Genomic DNA, 20,590 nt, shown 5'->3' with positions numbered 1-20,590 from the left:
TGTGGGATTTGTACGACTCGCCGATGGCGAACTGAATTACCAACTGGAAGGTCCTGAAGGCGCGCCGGTACTGGTGCTGTCCAATTCACTGGGCACCGACCTGCATATGTGGGATACCCAGATGCCGGCCTTCACCGAGCATTTTCGGGTGCTGCGCCTGGACACCCGTGGCCACGGCAAATCCCTGGTCACCGAGGGCCCCTACAGCATTGAGCAACTGGGGCGTGACGTGCTGGCGTTGCTGGATGCGCTGGATATCCAGCGTGCGCATTTCTGCGGTTTGTCCATGGGCGGGTTGATTGGCCAGTGGCTGGGCATCAACGCCGGTGAGCGCTTGCTCAAGCTGGTGCTGTGCAACACGGCAGCCAAGATCGGCACTGCGGACATCTGGAACCCGCGGATCGAAATGGTCCTGCGCGAGGGCCAGGCGGCAATGGTCGGCTTGCGTGATGCGTCGGTTGCGCGTTGGTTTACTGCCGATTTTGCCCAGGCTCATCCCGCTCAGGCCAAGCGCATTACCGACATGCTCGCGGCCACATCGCCCCAAGGCTATGCCGCCAACTGTGGCGCGGTGCGCGATGCGGATCTGCGTGAGCAACTGGCGTCTATCAAGGTGCCGACGCTGGTGATTGCCGGTACTGAGGATGCCGTCACACCGCCGGCCGGCGGGCACTTTATTCAAGAGCGTGTCGCGGGCGCCGAGTATGCCGAGTTTTATGCGGCGCACTTGTCCAACGTACAGGCCGGGGCTGCGTTCAGCGAGCGGGTACTGGCGTTCTTGTTGGCGGGCTGATGGTCCAGGCGAGTAGCGCTTGTTGTGGCACAGTCATTAATGGTTGGTTTTAGGAGGTTTTGTGGACGAGAAACAACGTTACGCCGATGGGCTCAAGGTGCGGCGTGAAGTGCTGGGCGATGCCCATGTCGATCGCAGCCTCAATGCCTTGACCGAGTTCAACAGCGAATTCCAGGAAATGATCACCCGCCATGCCTGGGGTGATATCTGGACCCGCCCGGGCTTGCCCCGGCACACCCGCAGCCTGATCACCATTGCCATGCTGATCGGGATGAACCGCAACGAAGAGCTCAAACTGCACCTGCGCGCCGCCGCCAGCAATGGCGTGACCCGCGCCGAGATCAAGGAAGTACTGATGCAGAGCGCGATCTACTGCGGGATCCCGGCGGCCAATGCGACGTTTCACCTGGCCGAGTCGGTGTGGGATGAGTTGGGGGTTGAGTCGCGGGATTGACGACGATTTACCCCCGCCTGGAGCCGCTCACCCCTCGTCAGGCGGAAAGTAAGCATCCCGCCGCGCAGTACCCGTTTCTTCACGCAGTGCGTTTTCATTAAAGGGGTTGGGGTTGGTAGTCGTCGGGGGGGTCGACGGGTCGTTGTCAAAATCAAAGGCGGGGGCATTGGTCTCTACCCCGACGGCTTGGCGCTCCGGATTCGGTTCATCTGCGGTTTTGCCGGGTAAAAAGGTGCCATTGGCGCCGTTATAGGCGTGGGCCATTTCATGGTAGAGGCTGATGACCGGAGGCTCGCGGAAGATGAGGCCGGGATTGTTGTGTATCTTTGCCCCCGTGGCGACTGAGCCTTTGGTGTTGCCGTGTATGAATCCCAATTGGGGCGACTCTGCGAGCTCGTCATATTCTTTTAATTGTTTGTCGTGTTCTCTGGTGAAGTTGTTGGTGAATGTATAGTTGGGGCGAACGGTAGTCTCTCGGATTGTTACGGGGGAACCGTTGCGCTCGGCGGCCCGGTCCAGTTCACTCAGCATTTTTTGTGCCGTTGGTGAGTTTCTGAAGAATTCAAGATCATCCTGGGTTTGTTGTTTGAATTTGCTTGAGCCCTCGATCTTGAACGCTTTATGACCCGCATTGCTGATGTTGACTTTTTTATATCGGGTGCCGGGGATACTGGTGACGAGGTCATATTTCTTGGCATAGATAGTATCGTTTGCATTGTATGAGTTGACACGATCCCGACCACGCCCTGTATAGAACACGGTCTGTGCTTTTCCTGTCATCAAATCATCACCGGGGCCGCCATGCATGACATTCATCGGGCTTTCGCTGACCATCGTGTCGTTGCCGTTGCCGCCATCCATATAGCTGAATGTGCCTTCGCTGCCAGTCCCGGAGGACATAGTGTCGTTGCCGTTATTCCCATACATGACGGCTATTCCTGATCCGCCCTTCATTGTGTCATTACCGTCATTCCCTTCGGCGTAGCCGTTGCCGCTACCCAGCGTGATGTTGTCGTTCCCCGCTCCTCCGTAGACACGGGTATCACCACTGCCAAGGGCTTCAATCCGGTCTCGACCTTTACCGCCCTCGATCGTAATGGGGATCGTCACGCGCGGATTAACCCGAATGTGATCATCGCCGCCTTTTGACTTGATGTGCAGTTCTTCAGGGTAACTTTCGTGATTGTTGATTTTTAATGTGTAATGCCTGTCGTTGACTTGCAGCTGGACTTCATTGTTCGAAGATTGATTGACTTTTATAACGTCGGGCTTTTCACCTGTTTCGATTTTGATGACGTTGCTTCTGTTTGTGCGTTCATTGTCGCTGACCGTCTCCCAAGTGGTTTTATGGGTTATTTTGATAAGGTCGTCCTTATATAAAGGAGCAGAGTTTGTATAGGTTGGATATTTTTCTACGTAGTGTTGGTCTGGTGTTAGTTTTGATTTCGGTGTGAAAGTCGCATTTGAGTTTTGTAGCAGGGGAACTTCAATGGAAATGGGGTTTTGCAGGGCGTTAGCAGCCGGTGTTGGACTGAGTGCGGATGAGGAGAATACGTTTGGATAATGTGCAGGGGCTGAGATGGACATTGCATCGTCTCGCGATAGGGGGTTTGGAGATGAGTGGTTGGCCGCCTGAACAGGATTCCGCCTAACTTCAATACCGTTTTTTTCGGACCACACATGAACGCGTAGAACTTCGCGGTCGCGCACGGTTATGTATCATTGGCCTACCTTAAAACAAGGAGCGTCAGGTATAGCGATCGCGCAGATTAAGTCCCATTTCTTTGCGTAAAGAGTTTTCCGTGAAGGGGGCGGGATTGGTGGCGGTCGGCGGGGTGAGTGGATCATGGTCAAAGTCGAACGGCTCGGCACCCGTCGGCAGACCGACAGCCTGTCGTTCAATATTGGGTGTGTCTTCAGGAGGTTCACCCGCGACCGGCTCCTCGGTCGTTCCGGGGAGGAAGGAACCCGTGGCGCCGTTATAGGCATGCACCATTTCATGGTAGAGATTTGTTATCGGAAAACCGCCTGATACAGGGGCGTCAAACGTACTGGAAGGGGAGTAGCGCACGACGCCATCGGTGATTGGCGCGCCCTGTACCCCGTTGTGAACATAACCTTTTACGGGGGCCTCAGGATCCAACTGATCCGGCTCTTGCTGGTTGAACGCGTAATCTGTCCTGTCTCTTTTTCCGCCATCCTGAAGGGTTACCGGTACTCCATTTCTGTCAGCGGCGGCGTCCATCTCGGCAAGCATTTTCTGGCCTGCCGGCGAGCAGCGTAAAAGCTCCAGGTCATCTTCGACGCGTTGTTTGAACTCTGCTGTGCCTTGGACGTTAAACCCTCTTTTACCGGCTTCACTGGGTGTGACCGCCATCAACTTCGCGTGCGCAGAGTTCAGGAACCTGTCGCTGGGTTTTGCGTAGATAAGGTCGTCCCGATTGTTGGAACGGATCGTGTCGTTACCTTTGCCGCTGTAAAAGGTGGTTCGATCGCGACCCAGCATCACATCGTCACCCCGGCCGCCATTCATAATCGTGTGGCCGTTGCCGGCATACATTGTGTCTGAGCCGCTGCCGCCGTCCATGTGGCTTTTTTTGCTGGCTGCCCCAGGCCCCGCATACATCCAGTCGTTGCCGTTATTGGCGTACAGGATGGCGTTACCGGAGCCGCCTATCATCATGTCGCTACCCTCATTGCCTTCGGCATAGCCTGCACCGCTGCCCAACTGGAGAAAGTCGTTGCCATTGCCTCCCAGCAGGCGGCTTGGACCACCTCCCGCCCTTACGTGATCATTGCCATCCCCCGCTTCAATCGTTACGTAAAGCATGACATCGGCATCGACCTTTATCTTGTCGTCACCACCGTTACTTTTAATCACGAGTTTTGTGGGGACTTCATCTTTCGCGTCTCTTGCGTCAAAGATGTATGACTTGCCATTGACCTCTACATTGAGTCGTCCGTCGGTACGGTTACTGACATGAATAGTGTCTGAGGTATTACCTGTTTCAAGCGTCAGCTTATCGTCCAGCAGGGTGGGTTTATCCAGGTCATATTGCCGGGTGCGGATTGAATGCCGGGCAATCAGATTACCGTCATCGACCAGTATCGCTTCCTGTTCTTGCGATGGACGAACGCGTCTCGCAGGCGGAGCAGGGCTTTCTCCAGTGTTCTGCGCCAAGGAGGGCGCTTGACGGCGCTCCCTCTTGGCGGGGGCGGGTGCCGAGTGTGTGGAAGGCTCAAGGGAAGGGAGGGGCAGACTGTGGTTCAGTGGCGCGATAGTGTTCATCAGAGAACCTTTCTATTCGAGATAGGGGGCTCTCTGTAGGTTGATGATTGGAATAAAAGGGTTCCGCCATACTGGCCGATGCTTTGTGTCCTGGCGTAATGAAATTTGCTCGCGCCCGCTGCACACGTCGCTAAATCGTCTGGGGTGTCGGTTAACGAAACACGGCTCTGTGGTCGGGTTGGATCATTGGGGGGCGGCGTCCCACACCCAGTCCCACATCCCCGGTAAGTGCACGGCTTGGCTGGCATCCTTCACCGTGCGCGCCAGGGCCCCGCGCTCCAGTGCCGAGCGGTCGGTGTAGAACGGTTCGGCGGCGGTCTTCAGGCCATTGGCCTGGGCGCTGTCCATCAGGATCTGCAGGTACTCCTGCAGATGCCGGGCGGTGTAGCGATTGATGTCGTGAAAGGTCACCACCACTGGGATCACCCCTTCTACAGTCGGCAGTTCGCCCAGGGCAATGCGTTCGCGCACCAGCGACAGCTGCCGCAGCAGGTTGGCCCGACGCCGTGGGCTGGCATTGAAGCCCCAGATCTTGCCGTCATTGGCGCTCAGGTCGGTCAGCAGAATCTGCATGCCGTGGCGCTGGTAGGCGGCGAAGGTGCGTTTGTCGTAGTTCCAGAAGGGCGGGCGTATCAGGTTCGGCGCAGCGCCGGTGATCGAGGCGATAGTCGCGGCGCCCAGGCTCAAGGTCTGCGTCAGCTCTTCGTCGTTCAACAGCCGATGATTGCTATGCCAGCGCGTGGCGGTGTGAAACGCCAGGATATGGCCGGCGGCGTGCTCGCGCTCCATGGTCTTGCGCCCGCGCGGGCTGCCGCCAGAGCGCCAGGCCTCGGTCTGCAAAAAGAAGATCGCCTTGATCCCCGGTTGCACCGGGTTGTTGGCCAGGCTCTCGATGACCAAACGGCTAGGGTTGGCGTAGCCCGAGGCGCTGGGGCCGTCATCGAACGTCAGCAGGAAACGGATGGGGGCCTGGGCGTGCAGGCGCTGTTCGGTCTGGGGTGTCAATGCCACGGGCGCGCCGATGCAGGCGCTGAGGCTCAGTGCCAAAGCGAACACGGCGGCGGTGATGGCGAAGGATTTCATGGTATGGGCCGGGCTCTGACACAGATTGCGCCTAAGGAGAGGCCGCAACAGGCGGGCACCATACAGCAAGAATAACCGGGGTGATCATCTGGCTGACGAACTACAACGGCCGGCCATCTCTTCATTGAGGCTAAACGCTGGTGGGCCGGGGCGCTACTCGCGGCAAGTGGCCCCTTCAGCGCTGACACTGAAGGGGGGGCGGCAGCGGTCGGCAGGCCGACGGCCTGAAGTTTGCCGTTGGGCGTATCTCGCGCAGGTTTGTCGCCGGCCTGCTCCAGGGGGGGCCACCGCAGATATCCAGTGCTGGTACCCCTAGTCAGTGCGAGGCAGCCTACAGCAGGCTAAGGGGATAACTGACAATCAACCGATTCTCATCAAACTCATTGTTGCTGAAGTCGCGACGGATGCTGGAATTGCGCCAGCGCAGGGTCAGGCTTTTCAGGCTGCCGCTTTGCACGGTGTAGCCCACTTCGCTTTCCCGTCCCCATTCCTTGCCATCGCTGACGGTGGCGGTGTGCACGTTGCTGCCGCTGATGTAGCGGTTCATCAGGGTCAGGCCCGGCACGCCGAGTGCGGCGAAGTTGTAGTCGTGGCGCAGCTGCCAGGAGCGTTCTTCGGCGTTGTCATAGCTGGCATTGAAGCTGTCGTTGGCCAGGGTGCCGCCGCTGGTGCCATTGACCCGCATCCACGCGCTATTGCCATTGAGTTTTTGCAGGCCGACATAGAAGGTATGGCCGCCGTACCTGGCCGAGAACAGGCCGGACCAGGTCTGGTTGTCCAGGTTGCCGGCACGGGCGCTGCCGTCGTCCTGGCCATAGAAGAAGCCGAGGTTGGCGCCCAGGGTCCAGTCGCCCACGGGCTGGCTGTGGGTCAGGTTGAGGTATTGCTGGCGGTAGATGTCCTTGAGCTGGGCATTCCACACGCCGACCTGGGTGCGCTTGTCGTTGAACGCATATTCGGCGCCCTGGAAGTTGAAGCGATCGGAGGTGAACGCAGTTTTACCGAACATCGACATGTCCGTCATGCTGCTGTCGTCTCGCGGGCTGTTGGCGCGGAACTGGCCGCCATACAGGGTCAGGCCGGCGATCTCTTTGGACGTGATCTGCCCGCCGCGCAGGGTTTGCGGCAGGGAGCGGCCATCGTCCGAACGCAGGATCGGCAGCACCGGCATCCACTCGCCGACTTTCAATTCGGTCTGGGAAATCCGTGCCTTGAACGCCACCCCCAGGCGGCCGAAGTTGTCGGCCGGTTTGCCATCGTGATCCAGGGGCAGCAATTGGGTGCCACCGGAGCCGCCGCCGCCATCGAGCTTTTGCGCGTACATGCCCAGCACATCCACCCCGAACCCCACGGTGCCCTGGGTGAAACCGGACTTGGCGTCGAGGATGAAACTCTGCGTCCACTCCTGCGCGCCGCCCTGGGCCTTGGTCGGGTTGGTGAAATTGCGGTTGAGGAAGAAATTGCGCAGGTTGAGGTTGGCGCTGGCATCTTCCAGAAAGCCGTGTTCCTCGGCGACAACTGGGAGGGCAAGGCTGGCGACAGCGGTAGCCAGCAATAGCCGGCGAGGGTGCAAGGTGCTCATGGCGTGGGACCTGTTGTTATTGGTGGTTTTCAGGTGCGGGCCATGGTGCGGGGCGTTGCCGGGGCGGTTCAATTGGGGGAGGGCGGGTTCTGGGCGGTGATCGAACGGAACTGTACGCCCATGAAAAAGCCCACCAAAAGGTGGGCTTCCTGTGTTGCTACGCCGATCAGAACAACTTGAGCTTCGGCGCTTCTTCTTTCACCGGCTCATTCTGCGCCGTCTGTTCGTTCCAACCGCCACCGAGGGCCTTGTACAAGGTCACTTCGCTGGTCAGTTGGGCCAGGCGGTCGGTGATCAGCGTTTGCTGGGCAGCGAATAGCTGGCGCTGGGCGTCGAGGAAGGTCAGGTTGCTATCAACCCCGATGCGGTAGCGACGCTCGGCCAGACGGTAGTAGTCCTGGTTGGCCGAGACGAAGTCACGCTGGGCCTGCAACTGTTGGTTGTAGGTCGCACGTGCCGCCAGGCCGTCGGAGACTTCCTGGAACGCGGTCTGGATCGACTTCTCGTAGGTCGCGACGTTGATCTCTTTCTGGATCTTCGAGTAGTCCAGGCTTGCGCGCAGGCTACCGGCGTTGAAGATCGGGATGTTGATCTGCGGTGCGAACGACCAGGTACCCGAGCCGCCCTTGAACAGGCCGCCGAGGTCCGGGCTCAAAGTCCCGGCATTGGCCGTCAGGCTGATGCTCGGGAAGAACGCAGCCCGTGCCGCGCCGATGTTGGCGTTGGCAGCCTTGAGGTTGTGCTCGGCCTGGAGGATGTCGGGGCGACGTTGCAGCAGGTCTGAAGGCAGGCCGGCCGGTACTTCGCTCAACAGGTCGTCGGACAGCGGCTGAGTGACGAGATTCGCCGGCAGACCGGTGCCCAGCAGCAGGGTCAGGTTGTTTTCATCCTGGGCCACCTGGCGGGTGTAGCGGGCCAGTTGCACGCGGGCGCTTTCAACCGAGGTCCGCGCCTGGCTCAAGTCCAGGGCCGAGGCCACGCCGACTTCGTTGCTGCGCGAGGTGAGCTTGAAGCTCTGCTCGTAGGCGGCCAGGGTGTCCTGGGTCAGCTTCAGCAGTTCCTTGTCGGCCTGCCAGGTCAGGTAGGCATTGGCCACGCTGGCCACCAGGCTGATCTGCGTGCTGCGGCGTGCTTCTTCAGTGGCGAAGTACTTCTGCAACGCTTCTTCGCTCAGGCTGCGCACCCGGCCGAACAGGTCCAGTTCGTAGGCGTTGATCCCGAGGGTCGCCGAGTAGGAGCTGGTGATGTTCGATTCGCCGGTTTGCGAGGCCCGTGCCGGAACGCGCTGGCGGCTGCCGCTGCCATTGGCGCCGACGGCCGGGAACAGGTCGGCACGCTGGATGCGGTACTGCGCGGCAAAGGCGTCGATGTTCAGCGCGGCGACGCGCAGGTCACGGTTGTTGACCAACGCGACCTGAATCAGTTGCTGCAGGGCAGGGTCGTGGAAAAACTGCTTCCAGCCTTGCTCGGCCGCGGCCTGGCTTGGTGCCTGGGCCGACGAGTACGCCGGCCCCTGCGGGAACTGGGCGGCCACCGGCGCTTCAGGCTGCTGATAATCAGGGATCAGCGAGCAGCCACTGAGCACAAATGCCGTGACTGCCAGGGAGAGTAGCGACTTGCGCATTAGCCAGCCTCTTTAGGAGTATTCGGTGTATCGGACTTGTCAGTTTTTTTCCGGCTGCCAATGGCGGACACGGTCACGAAGAACAGTGGCACCCAGAAGATAGCCAGAACAGTGGCGGTGATCATACCGCCAATTACGCCGGTACCGATTGCGTGTTGGCTGCCCGAACCTGCACCCGAGGAGATCGCCAGCGGCAGTACGCCGAGGATGAACGCCATGGACGTCATGATGATCGGACGCAAACGCATGCGGGACGCCTCGATGGCCGCCTCGACGATGCCCTTGCCCTGTTCATGCAGTTCCTTGGCGAACTCGACGATCAGGATGGCGTTCTTCGAGGCCAGGCCCACGGTGACCAACAACCCCACCTGGAAGAACACGTCGTTGGACAGTCCTCGCAGGCTGGTGGCCATCAGTGCACCGATCACGCCCAGCGGTACTACCAGCACTACCGCAATCGGGATCGACCAGCTTTCGTACAACGCTGCCAGGCAAAGGAACACCACCAGCAACGACAGGGCATATAGCGCAGGTGCCTGGGAGCCGGACAAGCGTTCTTCATAGGACAGACCGGTCCAGGCATAGCCCACACCTGCCGGCAATTGCTTGGCGATGCGTTCGACTTCCGCCATCGCATCACCGGTGCTGTAGCCAGGCGCCGGGGTACCGAGGACTTCCATCGCCGCTACACCGTTGTACCGCGACAGTTTCGGCGAACCGAAGATCCAGTTGCCAGAGGCAATTGCTGATAGTGGCACCATTTTTCCGTCGTTGGCGCGCACGAACCATTTGTTCAGGTCTTCAGGGGTCATCCGGCCAGCGGCCTCACCCTGGATGTAGACCTTCTTCACTCGACCGCGGTCGATGAAGTCATTGACGTAGCTGCCACCCAAGGCAATCGCCAGGGTCTGGTTGATGCTCGACAGGCTGATGCCCTGGGCACTGGCTTTCTCGTCGTCGATGGTCAGCTCGTACTGCGGCTCATCGTTGACGCCGTTGGGACGTACGCCGGCCAGGATCTTGCTCTGCGCGGCCATGCCGAGGAACTGGTTACGTGCGTTCATCAACGCTTCGTGACCCACACCGCCCTGGTCCTGCAGGAACACGTCGAAACCGGTGGCGTTACCCAACTCCAGTACCGATGGGGGCACGATGGCAAACACCATGGCGTCCTTGAAGGTCTGGAAGAAGTAGCCCTGGGCACGCTTGGCCACTTCGAACACCGACATGGATGCGTCGCGCTGGTCCCATGGCTTGAGCATGACGAATGCCAGGCCCGAGCTTTGGCCACGACCGGCAAAGTTGAAGCCGTTTACGGTAAATACCGATTGCACGGCCTTGCCTTCACCGGGCTCGCCTTCCTTGTCGTTCAACAGGAAAGCACGCATGTCGTCGATAACGGTCTGGGTGCGTTCGGCCGAAGAACCAACCGGCGTCTGTACCTGGGCGAAGATCACGCCCTGGTCTTCCTCGGGCAGGAACGCGCTTGGGATACGGGTGAACAGCCAGATCATGCCGGCGAAGATGATCAGGTACACCAGGAACGAAGGCGCCTTGTGCTTGATCATGTTGCCCACGCCGCGCTCGTAGCTCAGTACGCCACGGTCGAAGGTGCGGTTGAACCAGCCGAAGAAACCACGCTTGGGTTGGCCGTGTTTCTCGGGGTCGACCGGCTTGAGCATGGTGGCGCACAGTGCCGGGGTGAAGATCAGTGCAACCAGTACCGAAAGTGCCATCGCCGACACAATGGTGATGGAGAACTGTTTATAGATGACCCCCGTCGAGCCGCCAAAGAACGCCATCGGCAGCAGTACCGCCGAGAGTACCAGGGCAATACCTACCAGGGCGCCCTGGATCTGGTCCATGGACTTGACCGTTGCCTCTTTAGGCGACAGATGCTCCTCGGCCATCACCCGCTCGACGTTTTCCACTACCACGATCGCATCGTCCACCAGCAAGCCGATGGCCAGGATCATGCCGAACATGGTCAAGGTGTTGATGGTGAAGCCGAAGGCCGCGAGGATGCCGAACGTACCCAGCAATACCACCGGTACTGTCATGGTGGTGATGATGGTGGCGCGGAAGTTTTGCAGGAACAGGTACATCACCAGGAACACCAGGATGATCGCCTCGACCAGGGTATCGACTACCCCGGAAATCGACTCGGTCACCACTGGGGTGGTGTCATACGGAACCACGGCTTTCATGCCTGGCGGGAAGAACGGCTCCAGGGACGCGACCGTGGCACGGATGGCCTTGGCGGTGTCCAGGGCGTTGGCACCCGAGGCCAGTTTGATCGCCATGCCGGAAGCCGGCTTGCCGTTGAACTGGGCACTGATGCTGTAGTTCTGGCCACCCAACTCGACACGGGCGACATCGCCCAGGCGTACCTGGGAGCCATCGCTGTTCACGCGCAGCAGGATCTTTTCAAACTGCTCGGCGCTTTGCAGACGGGTCTTGCCGATGATGGTGGCGTTCAACTGGGTGCCGGGCAGGGCTGGCAGGCCGCCCAACTGGCCGGTGGCCACCTGGACGTTCTGCGCCGCAATGGCACTGCTGACATCCACCGGGGTCATCTGGAAGTTGTTCAACTTGGCCGGATCCAGCCAGATACGCATGGCGTACTGGGAACCGAAGACCTGGAAGTCACCCACGCCAGACGTCCGCGAAATCGGATCCTGGATGTTGGAAACGATGTAGTTGGACAGGTCATCCTTGCTCATGGTGCCGTCTTCGGACACCAGGCCGATCACCATCAGGAAGTTCTTCACCGACTTGGTTACGCGGATCCCTTGTTGCTGCACTTCTTGCGGCAGCAATGGGGTCGCCAGGTTCAGCTTGTTCTGCACCTGAACCTGGGCGATGTCCGGGTTGGTACCCTGGTTGAACGTCGCGGTGATGGTCATGCTGCCGTCGGAGTTACTGTCCGAGGCCACATAACGCAGGTTGTCGATACCGTTGAGCTGCTGCTCGATCACCTGTACCACGGTGTCCTGCACGGTTTGTGCGGACGCGCCTGGGTAGGTCACCTGGATATCAATGGCGGTTGGCGCGATGGCCGGGTATTGGTTGATGGGCAACTTCAGGATCGACAGTGCCCCGACCAGCATGATCACCAGGGCAATTACCCAGGCGAAAATGGGACGGTCGATAAAAAATTTCGACATGTATTACTCCCCTTTGCCAGCGGCGGCGGCAGGAGCAGTACCGGCAGGCTTGGCGTTGGTGGCTTCCTTCGCGTCAACCGTGATGCCCGGCTTGATGAACTGCAAGCCTTCGGTGATCACACGGTCACCGGCATTCAGGCCCTTTTCCACCAGCCAGTAGGCGCCAGCGGTACGGTTGGCCACCAGCACGCGCTGTTCGACCTTGTTGTCGGCGGTCACGACCAGCGCAGTCGGGATGCCCCGGATGTCGCGGGTCACGCCTTGTTGTGGGGCGAGGATCGCCTTGCTGTTCACGCCGGCCTGCAATTGGGCGTGGACAAACATGCCCGGCAACAGGGTGTGATCAGGGTTGGGGAACACGGCGCGCAGGGTTACCGAACCGGTGGTCTGGTCGACCGACACTTCAGAGAATTCCAGCTTGCCCTGTTGCGCGTACTCGCTGCCGTCTTCCAGGGTCAGCTTGACCATGGCCGCGTTTTCACCGGATTTCTGCAGTTGGCCGCTTTCCAGGTCGCGACGCAGCTTCAGCATCTCGGCGGAGGATTGCGTGACGTCGACGTAGATCGGGTCCAGTTGCTGGATCACGGCCATGGCATCGGCCTGGCCATTGCTGACCAGCGCGCCTTCGGTGACCGAGGAACGCCCGATACGCCCGGAGATCGGGGCAAACACCTTGGTGTAGCGCACGTTGATCTGGGCGGTCTGCAGGTTGGCTTCGGAAGTCATGCGGTTGGATACGGCGGTGTCGTATTCCTGGCGGCTGACGGCCTGCTCGTTGACCAGTTGTTTGTAGCGGTCGGCAATCGACTTGGTCTGTTGCAGGTTGGCCTGGGCGCTTTTCAGGGTCGCCTCATACACCGACGGGTCGATCTGATAGAGCTGCTGGCCTTCCTTGACGTCGCCGCCTTCCTTGAACAGACGCTTGAGAATGATGCCATTGACCTGCGGGCGGACTTCCGCGATGCGGAATGCAGTGGTGCGGCCCGGCAATTCGGAGGTCAGGGTATAGGCTTGAGGTTGAATAGTGACCACGCCGACCTGAGGGGTTTGAGCGGGCGGAGCCGCTTCTTCCTTTTTACATCCGCTGAGCAGCGATGCCAGGGCGACGGCAGTGACCAGAGCGGTAACAGCTGGCTTAAGTTGCATGAAGATCCTCGGGTCAGGCGCGCTCGATGCGCACAAGAAGTGTGGAAGGGTAAAAAACAGGCAGTGAGTAGATAAGTAGCTTGCTAGGCAATATACTTACGTTCATGGTTGTTTGTAAACTCTTGACAGGCTTCGCGGATTCCTTGCAAGGCAGCGCTGAAAGCCTCGATTCTATTACGTTCGGCGCCCTTGACGGTGTCGTCCCATAATTATTCAGAAGGTGGTTATCAACCACCGCTCGTGTCCTGATTGAGGTGTTACTGCCATGGTTCGTCGTACCAAAGAGGAAGCTCAGGAAACGCGCAGCCAGATTCTTGAAGCTGCCGAGCAAGCCTTTTATGAGCGTGGCGTTGCCCGTACTACGCTGGCGGATATCGCGGCGCGGGCGGGCGTGACGCGAGGCGCGATCTATTGGCACTTCAGCAACAAGTCGGACCTGCTGCAGGCGCTGCTGGACACGCTGCACGAGCCCCTGGACGAATTGGCCAGGGCCAGTGAAAGCGAGGATGAGGTAGATCCGCTGGGCTGCATGCGCAAGCTGCTGATCCATCTTTTTCATCAGGTGGCCCTGGACCCGAAAACCCGGCGCATTAATGAGATCTTGTTCCATAAGTGCGAATTTACCGATGAAATGTGTGACATGCGCCGTCAGCGCCAGACCCACAGCCTTGAGTGCAACCTGCGCATTGGCCTGACACTGCGCAATGCAGTCCACCGCGGGCAACTTCCGGAAAACCTCGACACCGCTCGCGGGGCAGTGTGCATTCATGCCTACATCAACGGGCTTATTGGCCAGTGGCTACTGGTGCCAGACAGCTTTGAGCTGTATCAGCAGGCCGAGCGTCTGGTGGATATCGGGCTGGACATGCTGCGCTTGAGTCCCAGCCTGCACAATTGATACAAAATGCGTAATTGCGTTCGTTGGTGTCAACAGTAAAGCCTAAGGATGATCAATCGTCCTTCCGACTTATTTGTGGGGTGACGTTATATACGCGCTGGCCCCAGGTTGAAAGGTAGCCGGCTAAGTATTTTGTAGCGATATTGTTTCATTGCTGTGAAGGATTGTTACCGAACCTGTGGGAGCGGGCGCGGTGTTTTCAAGATCCAATAAAAAGCCCCGGCTCTTGCGAGCCGGGGCTTTTGCATTGTTGCGGGTCAGAGCGCCAGGGTCGGGTAGTCGATATAGCCGACCGGGCCTGGGCTGTAGAAGGTTTGCGGGTTCGCTTCGTTTAATGATGCATCGGCCTTGAGACGGGCCGGCAGGTCCGGGTTGGCGATAAACGGCACGCCAAACGCCACCGCATCGGCCTTGCCCGAGGCCAGCCAGGCATTGGCGCTGTCCTTGGTGAAGCGTTCGTTGGCAATGTACGGACCGCCGAACGCGGCTTTCAATTGCGGGCCCAGGCTGTCGCCGGCTTCTTTCTCGCGGGCGCAGATAAAGGCGATGCCACGCTTGCCCAGTTCACGGGCGACGTAGGTGAAGGTTTCTGCCAGGTTGGCATCGCCCATGTCATGCAGGTCGGCCCGTGGCGACAGATGCATCCCCACGCGGCCGGCGCCCCAGACTTCGATCACCGCGTCAGTCACTTCCAGCAACAGTCGCGCGCGGTTTTCCAGGGAACCGCCGTATTCGTCGGTGCGCTGGTTGGTGCTGCTTTGCAGGAACTGGTCGAGCAGGTAGCCATTGGCGCCGTGCACTTCCACCCCGTCAAAACCGGCAGCCTTGGCGTTCTCGGCACCCACGCGATAGGCATCGACGATATCGGCGATTTCTGCGGTTTCCAGGGCTCGTGGGGTTGGGTAGTCGGCCAGCGGGCGCACCAGGCTGACGTGGCCGGCGGGCTGGATGGCGCTCGGGGCTACCGGGCTCTCGCCGTTCAGGTACGACGGGTGGGAGATCCGCCCCACGTGCCACAGTTGCAGGAAGATCTTGCCGCCGGCGCCGTGCACGGCCTTGGTGATGTTGGTCCAGCCGCGCACCTGGTCGTTGGACCAGATGCCTGGGGTGTTCGGGTAGCCCACGCCCATCGGCGTCACCGAAGTGGCTTCGCTGAGGATCAGGCCGGCAGACGCCCGCTGCACGTAGTATTCAGCCATCAGCGCATTGGGCACGCGACCGGCGTCGGCACGGCAGCGGGTCAGCGGTGCCATGATGATGCGGTTCGACAGCTGCACATCACCCAGTTTGATCGGATCGAAAATAGTCGTCATCGCAAATACTCGTCTGTTCTAAGTGATTAATGGGTAGCAGGGGCCAGGTCAGCATCGGCGCTCTGGCGGAAGGTGATCAGCGTGACCACCAGCGCCAGGATCGCCAGGGCCGCAGCCGCCAGCGGCACGCTGGTCAGGCCGAAACCGTGGGCAATCACACTGCCGCCGACCCAGGCGCCCAGGGCGTTGCCGATATTGAAAGCGCCGATATTGAGGGTCGACACCAGGTTGGGCGCGGCCTTGCCGAAGGTCACCACGTTGATCTGCAGTGCCGGTACGGCGGCAAACGACGCGGTGGCCCAGAGGAACAGGGTGATTTCGGTGGGGATGATGGCGACGCTGGTCCAGGTCAATGCGGTGGATACCACGGCCATGCTGATAAACACGCCGATCAGGGTCGCCGCCAGGCGTTTGTCCGCCAGTTTGCCGCCGATGATATTGCCCACAGTCAGGCCCAGGCCGATCAGCAGCAGGGTCCAGGTCACGCCTTTGGGCGAGACGCCGGTGACATCACCGAGCAGCGGCGCGACGTAGGTGAAGAGGGTGAACATCGACGCGGCAAACAGCGCGGTCATGCTCAGCGACAACCAGATCCCGGCACCCTTGAGGGCCGCCAGTTCGGCGCGCATATCGAGTTTCTCTTCATCACGCTTGGCCGGCAGGAAGCGGATCAGGCCGATCAGCGCGATCACACCAATCACCGTCACCGCCCAGAAGGTCGAGCGCCAGCCGGCTTCCTGGCCCAGCGCGGTGCCCAGGGGCACGCCGAGCACGTTGGCCAGGGTCAGGCCGGTGAACATCAGGGCCACGGCTGATGCGCGTTTGTTGGCTGGCACCAGGTTGGCGGCCACCACCGAGCCGATCCCAAAGAAGGCACCGTGGCACAACGCGGTGACTACCCGGGCAAACATCAACACGTTGTAGTCACTGGCCAGGGCGCAGAGCAGATTGCCGACGATGAAAATGCCCATCAACGCTACCAGGGCAGCCTTGCGCGGCAGTTTGGCGGTGGCCAGTGCCATGAAGGGTGCACCAATGGCCACGCCCAGGGCGTAGCCAGTCACCAGCCAGCCGGCGCCAGGAATCGACACACCAAGGTCGGCCGCCACATCGGGCAACAGGCCCATGATGACGAATTCGGTGGTGCCGATGGCGAAGGCGCTTAAGGCCAGTATGAGGAGCGAGAGAGGCATGCGGGATCCTTTACAGCGGTGGGCTGAGTTCTTCGGTGATGGCTTGGATAAACGCCTGGATGACGTCTTCATTGCGGCGGAAAAAGTGCCACTGCCCGGCTTTCTGGCTACTGATCAGGCCTGCCCGTTGCAGGGTTGCCAGGTGCGCCGACACGGTGGACTGCGACAGGCCGCAGCGTTGGTCGATCTGCCCGGCGCAGATGCCGTACTCGTGGTTGTGGACTTGTTCGGGGAACTGCACTTTCGGGTCTTTCAGCCAGTTGAGAATGTCTCGCCGTACTGGGTGTGCCAGGGCTTTTATTATTTCGTCGAGGTCAATGGACATGGCAGGGCTCGGTGTGGGTAAAACGTTATATCGCGATGAGGCGAACTTTAAATCGCTATATCCCGATATACCAATACGATTTTGATCTTGTTACTTAATAAATCGGTATATCGGGTTATAACGATACGTTGGCAGCAGTGCTAAACTGCGCGCCATGAATTATCTCGCACATCTGCACCTCGGCGGCCAACTTCCTGCACAACTGCTGGGCAGCCTCTATGGCGATTTCGTCAAAGGCCGCCTGCAGGGCCAGTACAGCCCGCAAATCGAGGCGGCGATCCAGCTGCATCGCTCCATCGACCGTTTCACCGACAGCCACCCATTGGTCGGGCAGGCGTTGTCACGGTTTACCCTGACTCGGCGTCGTTATGCGGGGATCGTCCTCGACGTGTTCTTCGACCATTGCCTGGCGCGGGATTGGGCGTTGTATGCCGATCAGCCACTGGAGCGCTTTACCTCCCAGGTGTACCAGGTGCTGGCGGCCGAACCGCAATTGCCGGGGCGCCTGGCGCAGATTGCACCGTCTATGGCGACGGATGACTGGCTGGGCTCCTACCGCGAGTTTGCGGTGATGGAGCATGTGCTGCGGGGGATTTCCCGGCGCCTGAGCCAACCCCAGGAACTGGACCAGGCGATGCAGGAGTTGCGGGTGCTGTATGAGCCGTTGAGCGAGGATTTCCGGGTGTTCTATCCCCAATTGCAGGCGTTCTCGAATAGCCACTTGGTAATACAAACCTGAATGTGGGAGCAAGCCCCCACATTGGGTACTGCGTTTGCTTCAGGCCGCATACGCCGGCCGAACCGGCACTGGCTGGTTTTGTGGCACCGGCCCGAACAAGGCCTTCTGCACCGCCTGCTGCGCCTGATACGCCAGCGCCGCACGTTCCTGGCCGGCGCAGGCAATGGGCTTGAGCAGATGAATCTCAACGTCGCCCTGATCATTGGCAAACAAACGCATCAGGTGCGAGAGCAAATCATCGTCACCAATAAACGGTGCGAGCGGATCAATCTGTCCCTCGCGCAAATAACGGATCGCCACCGGTTGCAGCGCCACCTCGGCATCAATCGCGCTGGCCAGTAGCCGGCCATGGAAGGTGCGCAGGCTGCGGCCATCGGTGGTGGTGCCTTCGGGGAACATCAGCAGCGGGTGTTTTTGCTCGAGATGACGAGTCATCTGTTTGCGAATCAACTGACTATCCCCCGAGCCACGGCGGATAAACAGGCTGCCGGCCTTCGCGGCCAACCAACCGGCCACTGGCCAGGTGCGCACTTCGGCCTTGGACAGGAATGACAGCGGCGCCACCATCCCCAGCAGCGGGATGTCGGTCCAGGACACATGGTTGCTGACCCACAGCATCGGCTGTTGCGGCAGCTCACCGTGCACCGTCACGCGAAAGGGCAGGGCATTGCTCAGGCGCGCCATGAAAAACCGCGACCAGCGCTGGCGCCGCACCATGGAGTTGGCGATTCCCAGGCGCTCGAACACACCAAACACGCCGGCCATGCTCAAGCCCAGGGCCACCACCAGCAGCACGCGGGCGATCCGCCCGTAGACCCGCAGGCGGCCCATCACATGGCCGCCTTGAAGTGGCGGGCATATCGCGGGCACAACTCGTCGCGTTTGAGCAGGATGAACACGTCGGCCACCTGGAAATCCTCGTCCCAGCACGGCTCGCCGCAGATCTTCGCGCCCAGGCGCATGTAGGCCTTGAGCAGCGGCGGCATTTCGGCGATGACGTTGGACGGCAAGTCCAGGCTCGGCAGGGGTTTTTTCGGTTCGGCGCGCAGGTGTTCGTTGCACAGATAGCGTTCGCGCAGGCGCTGCATGATCGCATGGGCCTGGATGCCGCCGTCGTGCATCGGGATGCTCGCGCAGCCCATCAGGTAGCTGTAGCCGCCCTGGTTGAGCACCTCGGCCAACTCGCCCCACAGCACCGCGATGGTGCCGCCGTTACGGTAGGCCGGGTCGACACAGGTACGGCCGATCTCCAGGATCGGCCCCTGCAAATGCAGAAGGCCGTGGAGGCTGAACTCTTCTTCGCTGTAGAACCGGCCCAGGGTGCTGGCCGCCTGGTGATCCAGCAGGCGGGTGGTGGCCACCAGGCGCCCGGTGTTCAAGTCCCGTACGCCAATGTGGCTGCAGTGAACATCATAGTCATCCATGTCCAGGCCCAGCTCCGCGCCTTTCAGCTTGGCATTGAACTCGCCGCTGAAAACGCTGAAACGCAGGGCCTGGGCTTCCTGCAACGCCTGGGCGCCGATCAGGCGTTCGGCTTGCAGGCGGCGTTCATTGCCGGTGTCACTGATGCGGGCGATCTGAGTCATGGCGAGTCTCCAGGTGCCGGCCAGGGTTGCGGCCAGTCGACTTTGTTGTGCAAAGTCAGGCTATGTACCCCCGGTGTCATCTCCATGAATCTACGGTGACGCTTAGATGACAGCCCCCAAGGAGCCTTCCATGCCCTGGCACGCGTTGCTCGACCGACCTGCCCGACTGCCCGTCCACGCCAACCTGGCCGAGGGCTACAGCGTTTTATTGCAACGCCTGGGGCCGCTCACGCCCTTTGAGTTGGCAACCCAGGGCGCCCGCCTGATGGCCACGCCCGGCCTGGCGTTCCTGGTGGGTTATCAAGCAGCATTGCGCGCGTTATGGCCCAGCGCGCCCCACAGCCTGGGCGCCCTGTGTGCGACCGAACAGCGCAGCCTGCGCCCGTTGGATATGCAAACGCGCCTGGACGACCTGCGCCTGAGCGGACGCAAGGACTTCGTCACCGCCGGCGATGCCGCCGACTGGCTGTTGATCGCCGCCCGCTGCGAGGCCCCCGGCGAAAAGCCGCGCCTGACCCTGGCCGTGGTGCTGGCCGGCGAGCCCGGCGTGCGTGTGGAGCCCTTGCCGGCGATCCCCTTGATGCCCGATATCAGCCATGGTCGCGTCTACCTCGACCACGCCGCCTGCGAGCGCTTGCCGGGGGATGGCTGGGACGATTACGTCAAACCCTTCCGCACCCTGGAGGACACCTATGTACTCAGCGCGATGACCGCCTGGCTGCATGGCATCGGCCAGGAGTGCGACTGGCCCCAGGCCCTGCGTTTGCAGTTGTTGGCATTGCTGGCCGGCTGCGCCGAGGTTGTTCGCCAACCCAGCGCGTCGGCGGCGGGGCATGTGTTGTTGGGGGGATTGTTTGTGCAGTTTGAGGCGCTGAAGGCGCAGGTCAATCAGGCGATGGGGGCGGGACCGTGGGCCGCGATGTGGCAGCGCGACCAAGCCGTGCTGGACCTCGCCGCCAGCGCCCGGGCCAAACGTCTGGAAAAAGCCCTGAACCCAGCCCCCCGCTGACTGTGGGATGAGCTTGTGTGGGAGCGGGCTTGCCCGCGATAGCAGGGGGCAGGCAATACAGGCGGTGACTGATATACCGCCATCGGGGCATAGGTATCTACACAACTCTTTAGCTTATTGGGTTTGTGTACATATCCGATGCTGGGGTCACGGCGGCTATTGGTTCCGCCCTTACGGCGGGTCACTTTCGAAGAGCGCGAAAGTAACCAAAGCGCTTTTGCCCCACCACTCGGCACCTCGCCTAGGCTCGGTGTGCCCGTCATCCGACATTGATTTGGGGGGCCGCCGCGATGGGCCATCCATGGCCCAGCGCGGCTAACCCGGCGTCCTGCCGGGTTACCCCCCAAATCAATATCGGATGACGGCCAGCGTGGTTTAACGGGGCGCCT

General features: G+C 60.4%; 17 protein-coding genes. 5 read left to right on the top strand and 12 right to left on the bottom strand.

Annotated features, from left to right (window positions below; genetic code table 11):
• The first annotated feature begins 1 nt into the window (after position 1).
• Together pcaD and pcaC are read left to right on the top strand one after the other, a co-directional pair.
• Complete coding sequence (gene pcaD / locus HBR93_RS16295; protein WP_057958741.1) at positions 2–793, top strand: 3-oxoadipate enol-lactonase; 792 nt, start codon at positions 2–4, stop codon at positions 791–793.
• Between the two features lie 61 nt (positions 794–854).
• Positions 855–1,247: a 4-carboxymuconolactone decarboxylase gene (pcaC, locus tag HBR93_RS16290; RefSeq protein ID WP_057958742.1), complete on the top strand. Its 393-nt coding sequence runs from the start codon at positions 855–857 to the stop codon at positions 1,245–1,247.
• A gap of 27 nt (positions 1,248–1,274) precedes the next feature.
• Here the strand turns inward: pcaC and HBR93_RS16285 are convergent, their stop codons facing one another.
• From HBR93_RS16285 to HBR93_RS16255, 7 genes are all read right to left on the bottom strand, one after another.
• Complete coding sequence (locus tag HBR93_RS16285; protein WP_169960705.1) at positions 1,275–2,957, bottom strand: M91 family zinc metallopeptidase; 1,683 nt, start codon at positions 2,955–2,957, stop codon at positions 1,275–1,277.
• Positions 2,958–2,994: 37 nt separating this feature from the next.
• On the bottom strand, positions 2,995–4,428 hold the full coding sequence (locus HBR93_RS16280; RefSeq protein WP_169960704.1) for a M91 family zinc metallopeptidase: 1,434 nt from the start codon (positions 4,426–4,428) through the stop codon (positions 2,995–2,997).
• Positions 4,429–4,719: 291 nt separating this feature from the next.
• A complete protein-coding gene (locus tag HBR93_RS16275) occupies positions 4,720–5,619 on the bottom strand; it encodes a polysaccharide deacetylase family protein (RefSeq protein WP_057958745.1) in 900 nt (299 codons plus the stop codon).
• Between the two features lie 331 nt (positions 5,620–5,950).
• Positions 5,951–7,201: an OprD family porin gene (locus HBR93_RS16270; protein ID WP_169960703.1), complete on the bottom strand. Its 1,251-nt coding sequence runs from the start codon at positions 7,199–7,201 to the stop codon at positions 5,951–5,953.
• A 166-nt stretch (positions 7,202–7,367) separates the two neighbouring features.
• Positions 7,368–8,825, bottom strand: coding sequence for an AdeC/AdeK/OprM family multidrug efflux complex outer membrane factor (adeC, locus tag HBR93_RS16265; protein WP_057958747.1), 1,458 nt, complete (start codon positions 8,823–8,825; stop codon positions 7,368–7,370).
• Positions 8,825–11,992 (bottom strand): efflux RND transporter permease subunit, encoded by a 3,168-nt coding sequence (locus tag HBR93_RS16260; RefSeq protein ID WP_057958748.1) that lies wholly within the window; start codon positions 11,990–11,992, stop codon positions 8,825–8,827. The genes adeC and HBR93_RS16260 overlap by 1 nt, the downstream gene beginning before the upstream one ends.
• 3 nt (positions 11,993–11,995) lie before the next feature.
• Complete coding sequence (locus HBR93_RS16255) at positions 11,996–13,138, bottom strand: efflux RND transporter periplasmic adaptor subunit (RefSeq protein ID WP_057439798.1); 1,143 nt, start codon at positions 13,136–13,138, stop codon at positions 11,996–11,998.
• Between the two features lie 265 nt (positions 13,139–13,403).
• Here HBR93_RS16255 and HBR93_RS16250 point away from each other — a divergent pair, with 265 nt between their 5' ends.
• The gene (locus HBR93_RS16250) at positions 13,404–14,036 is read left to right on the top strand and encodes a TetR family transcriptional regulator (protein WP_057439796.1); all 633 of its coding nucleotides are present in this window, start codon (positions 13,404–13,406) and stop codon (positions 14,034–14,036) included.
• Positions 14,037–14,293: 257 nt separating this feature from the next.
• On the opposite strand, the gene HBR93_RS16245 is transcribed toward HBR93_RS16250, so the two are convergent.
• Genes HBR93_RS16245 through HBR93_RS16235 form a run of 3 tightly spaced genes read right to left on the bottom strand, consistent with a single transcriptional unit; the run spans position 14,294 to position 16,867 of the window.
• Positions 14,294–15,349, bottom strand: a complete 1,056-nt coding sequence (locus HBR93_RS16245) for an alkene reductase (RefSeq protein WP_057439794.1) — start codon at positions 15,347–15,349, stop codon at positions 14,294–14,296.
• 26 nt (positions 15,350–15,375) lie between these two features.
• On the bottom strand, positions 15,376–16,542 hold the full coding sequence (locus HBR93_RS16240; RefSeq protein WP_057958749.1) for an MFS transporter: 1,167 nt from the start codon (positions 16,540–16,542) through the stop codon (positions 15,376–15,378).
• Positions 16,543–16,552: 10 nt separating this feature from the next.
• Positions 16,553–16,867: a helix-turn-helix transcriptional regulator gene (locus HBR93_RS16235; RefSeq protein ID WP_029297039.1), complete on the bottom strand. Its 315-nt coding sequence runs from the start codon at positions 16,865–16,867 to the stop codon at positions 16,553–16,555.
• A 154-nt stretch (positions 16,868–17,021) separates the two neighbouring features.
• Between HBR93_RS16235 and HBR93_RS16230 the strand changes: the two genes are divergently transcribed.
• On the top strand, positions 17,022–17,606 hold the full coding sequence (locus HBR93_RS16230) for an ACP phosphodiesterase (RefSeq protein ID WP_115127561.1): 585 nt from the start codon (positions 17,022–17,024) through the stop codon (positions 17,604–17,606).
• Between the two features lie 39 nt (positions 17,607–17,645).
• Here the strand turns inward: HBR93_RS16230 and HBR93_RS16225 are convergent, their stop codons facing one another.
• Together HBR93_RS16225 and olsB are read right to left on the bottom strand one after the other, a co-directional pair.
• Positions 17,646–18,437, bottom strand: coding sequence for a lysophospholipid acyltransferase family protein (locus tag HBR93_RS16225; protein ID WP_115127562.1), 792 nt, complete (start codon positions 18,435–18,437; stop codon positions 17,646–17,648).
• The gene (olsB, locus tag HBR93_RS16220; protein WP_057439788.1) at positions 18,437–19,192 is read right to left on the bottom strand and encodes an L-ornithine N(alpha)-acyltransferase; all 756 of its coding nucleotides are present in this window, start codon (positions 19,190–19,192) and stop codon (positions 18,437–18,439) included. The genes HBR93_RS16225 and olsB overlap by 1 nt, the downstream gene beginning before the upstream one ends.
• 130 nt (positions 19,193–19,322) lie before the next feature.
• Here olsB and HBR93_RS16215 point away from each other — a divergent pair, with 130 nt between their 5' ends.
• Positions 19,323–20,201 carry an acyl-CoA dehydrogenase family protein gene (locus HBR93_RS16215; protein ID WP_169960702.1) on the top strand — a complete coding sequence of 293 codons (879 nt, stop codon included), beginning with the start codon at positions 19,323–19,325 and terminating at the stop codon, positions 20,199–20,201.
• Positions 20,202–20,590 lie beyond the last annotated feature (389 nt).

The organism is Pseudomonas sp. WS 5411 (assembly GCF_012985595.1).
GTDB classification, from domain to species: Bacteria; Pseudomonadota; Gammaproteobacteria; order Pseudomonadales; family Pseudomonadaceae; genus Aquipseudomonas; species Aquipseudomonas shahriarae.
Note: the sequence above shows the minus strand (reverse complement) of the source record. Positions and strands in the feature narration are given on the sequence as shown.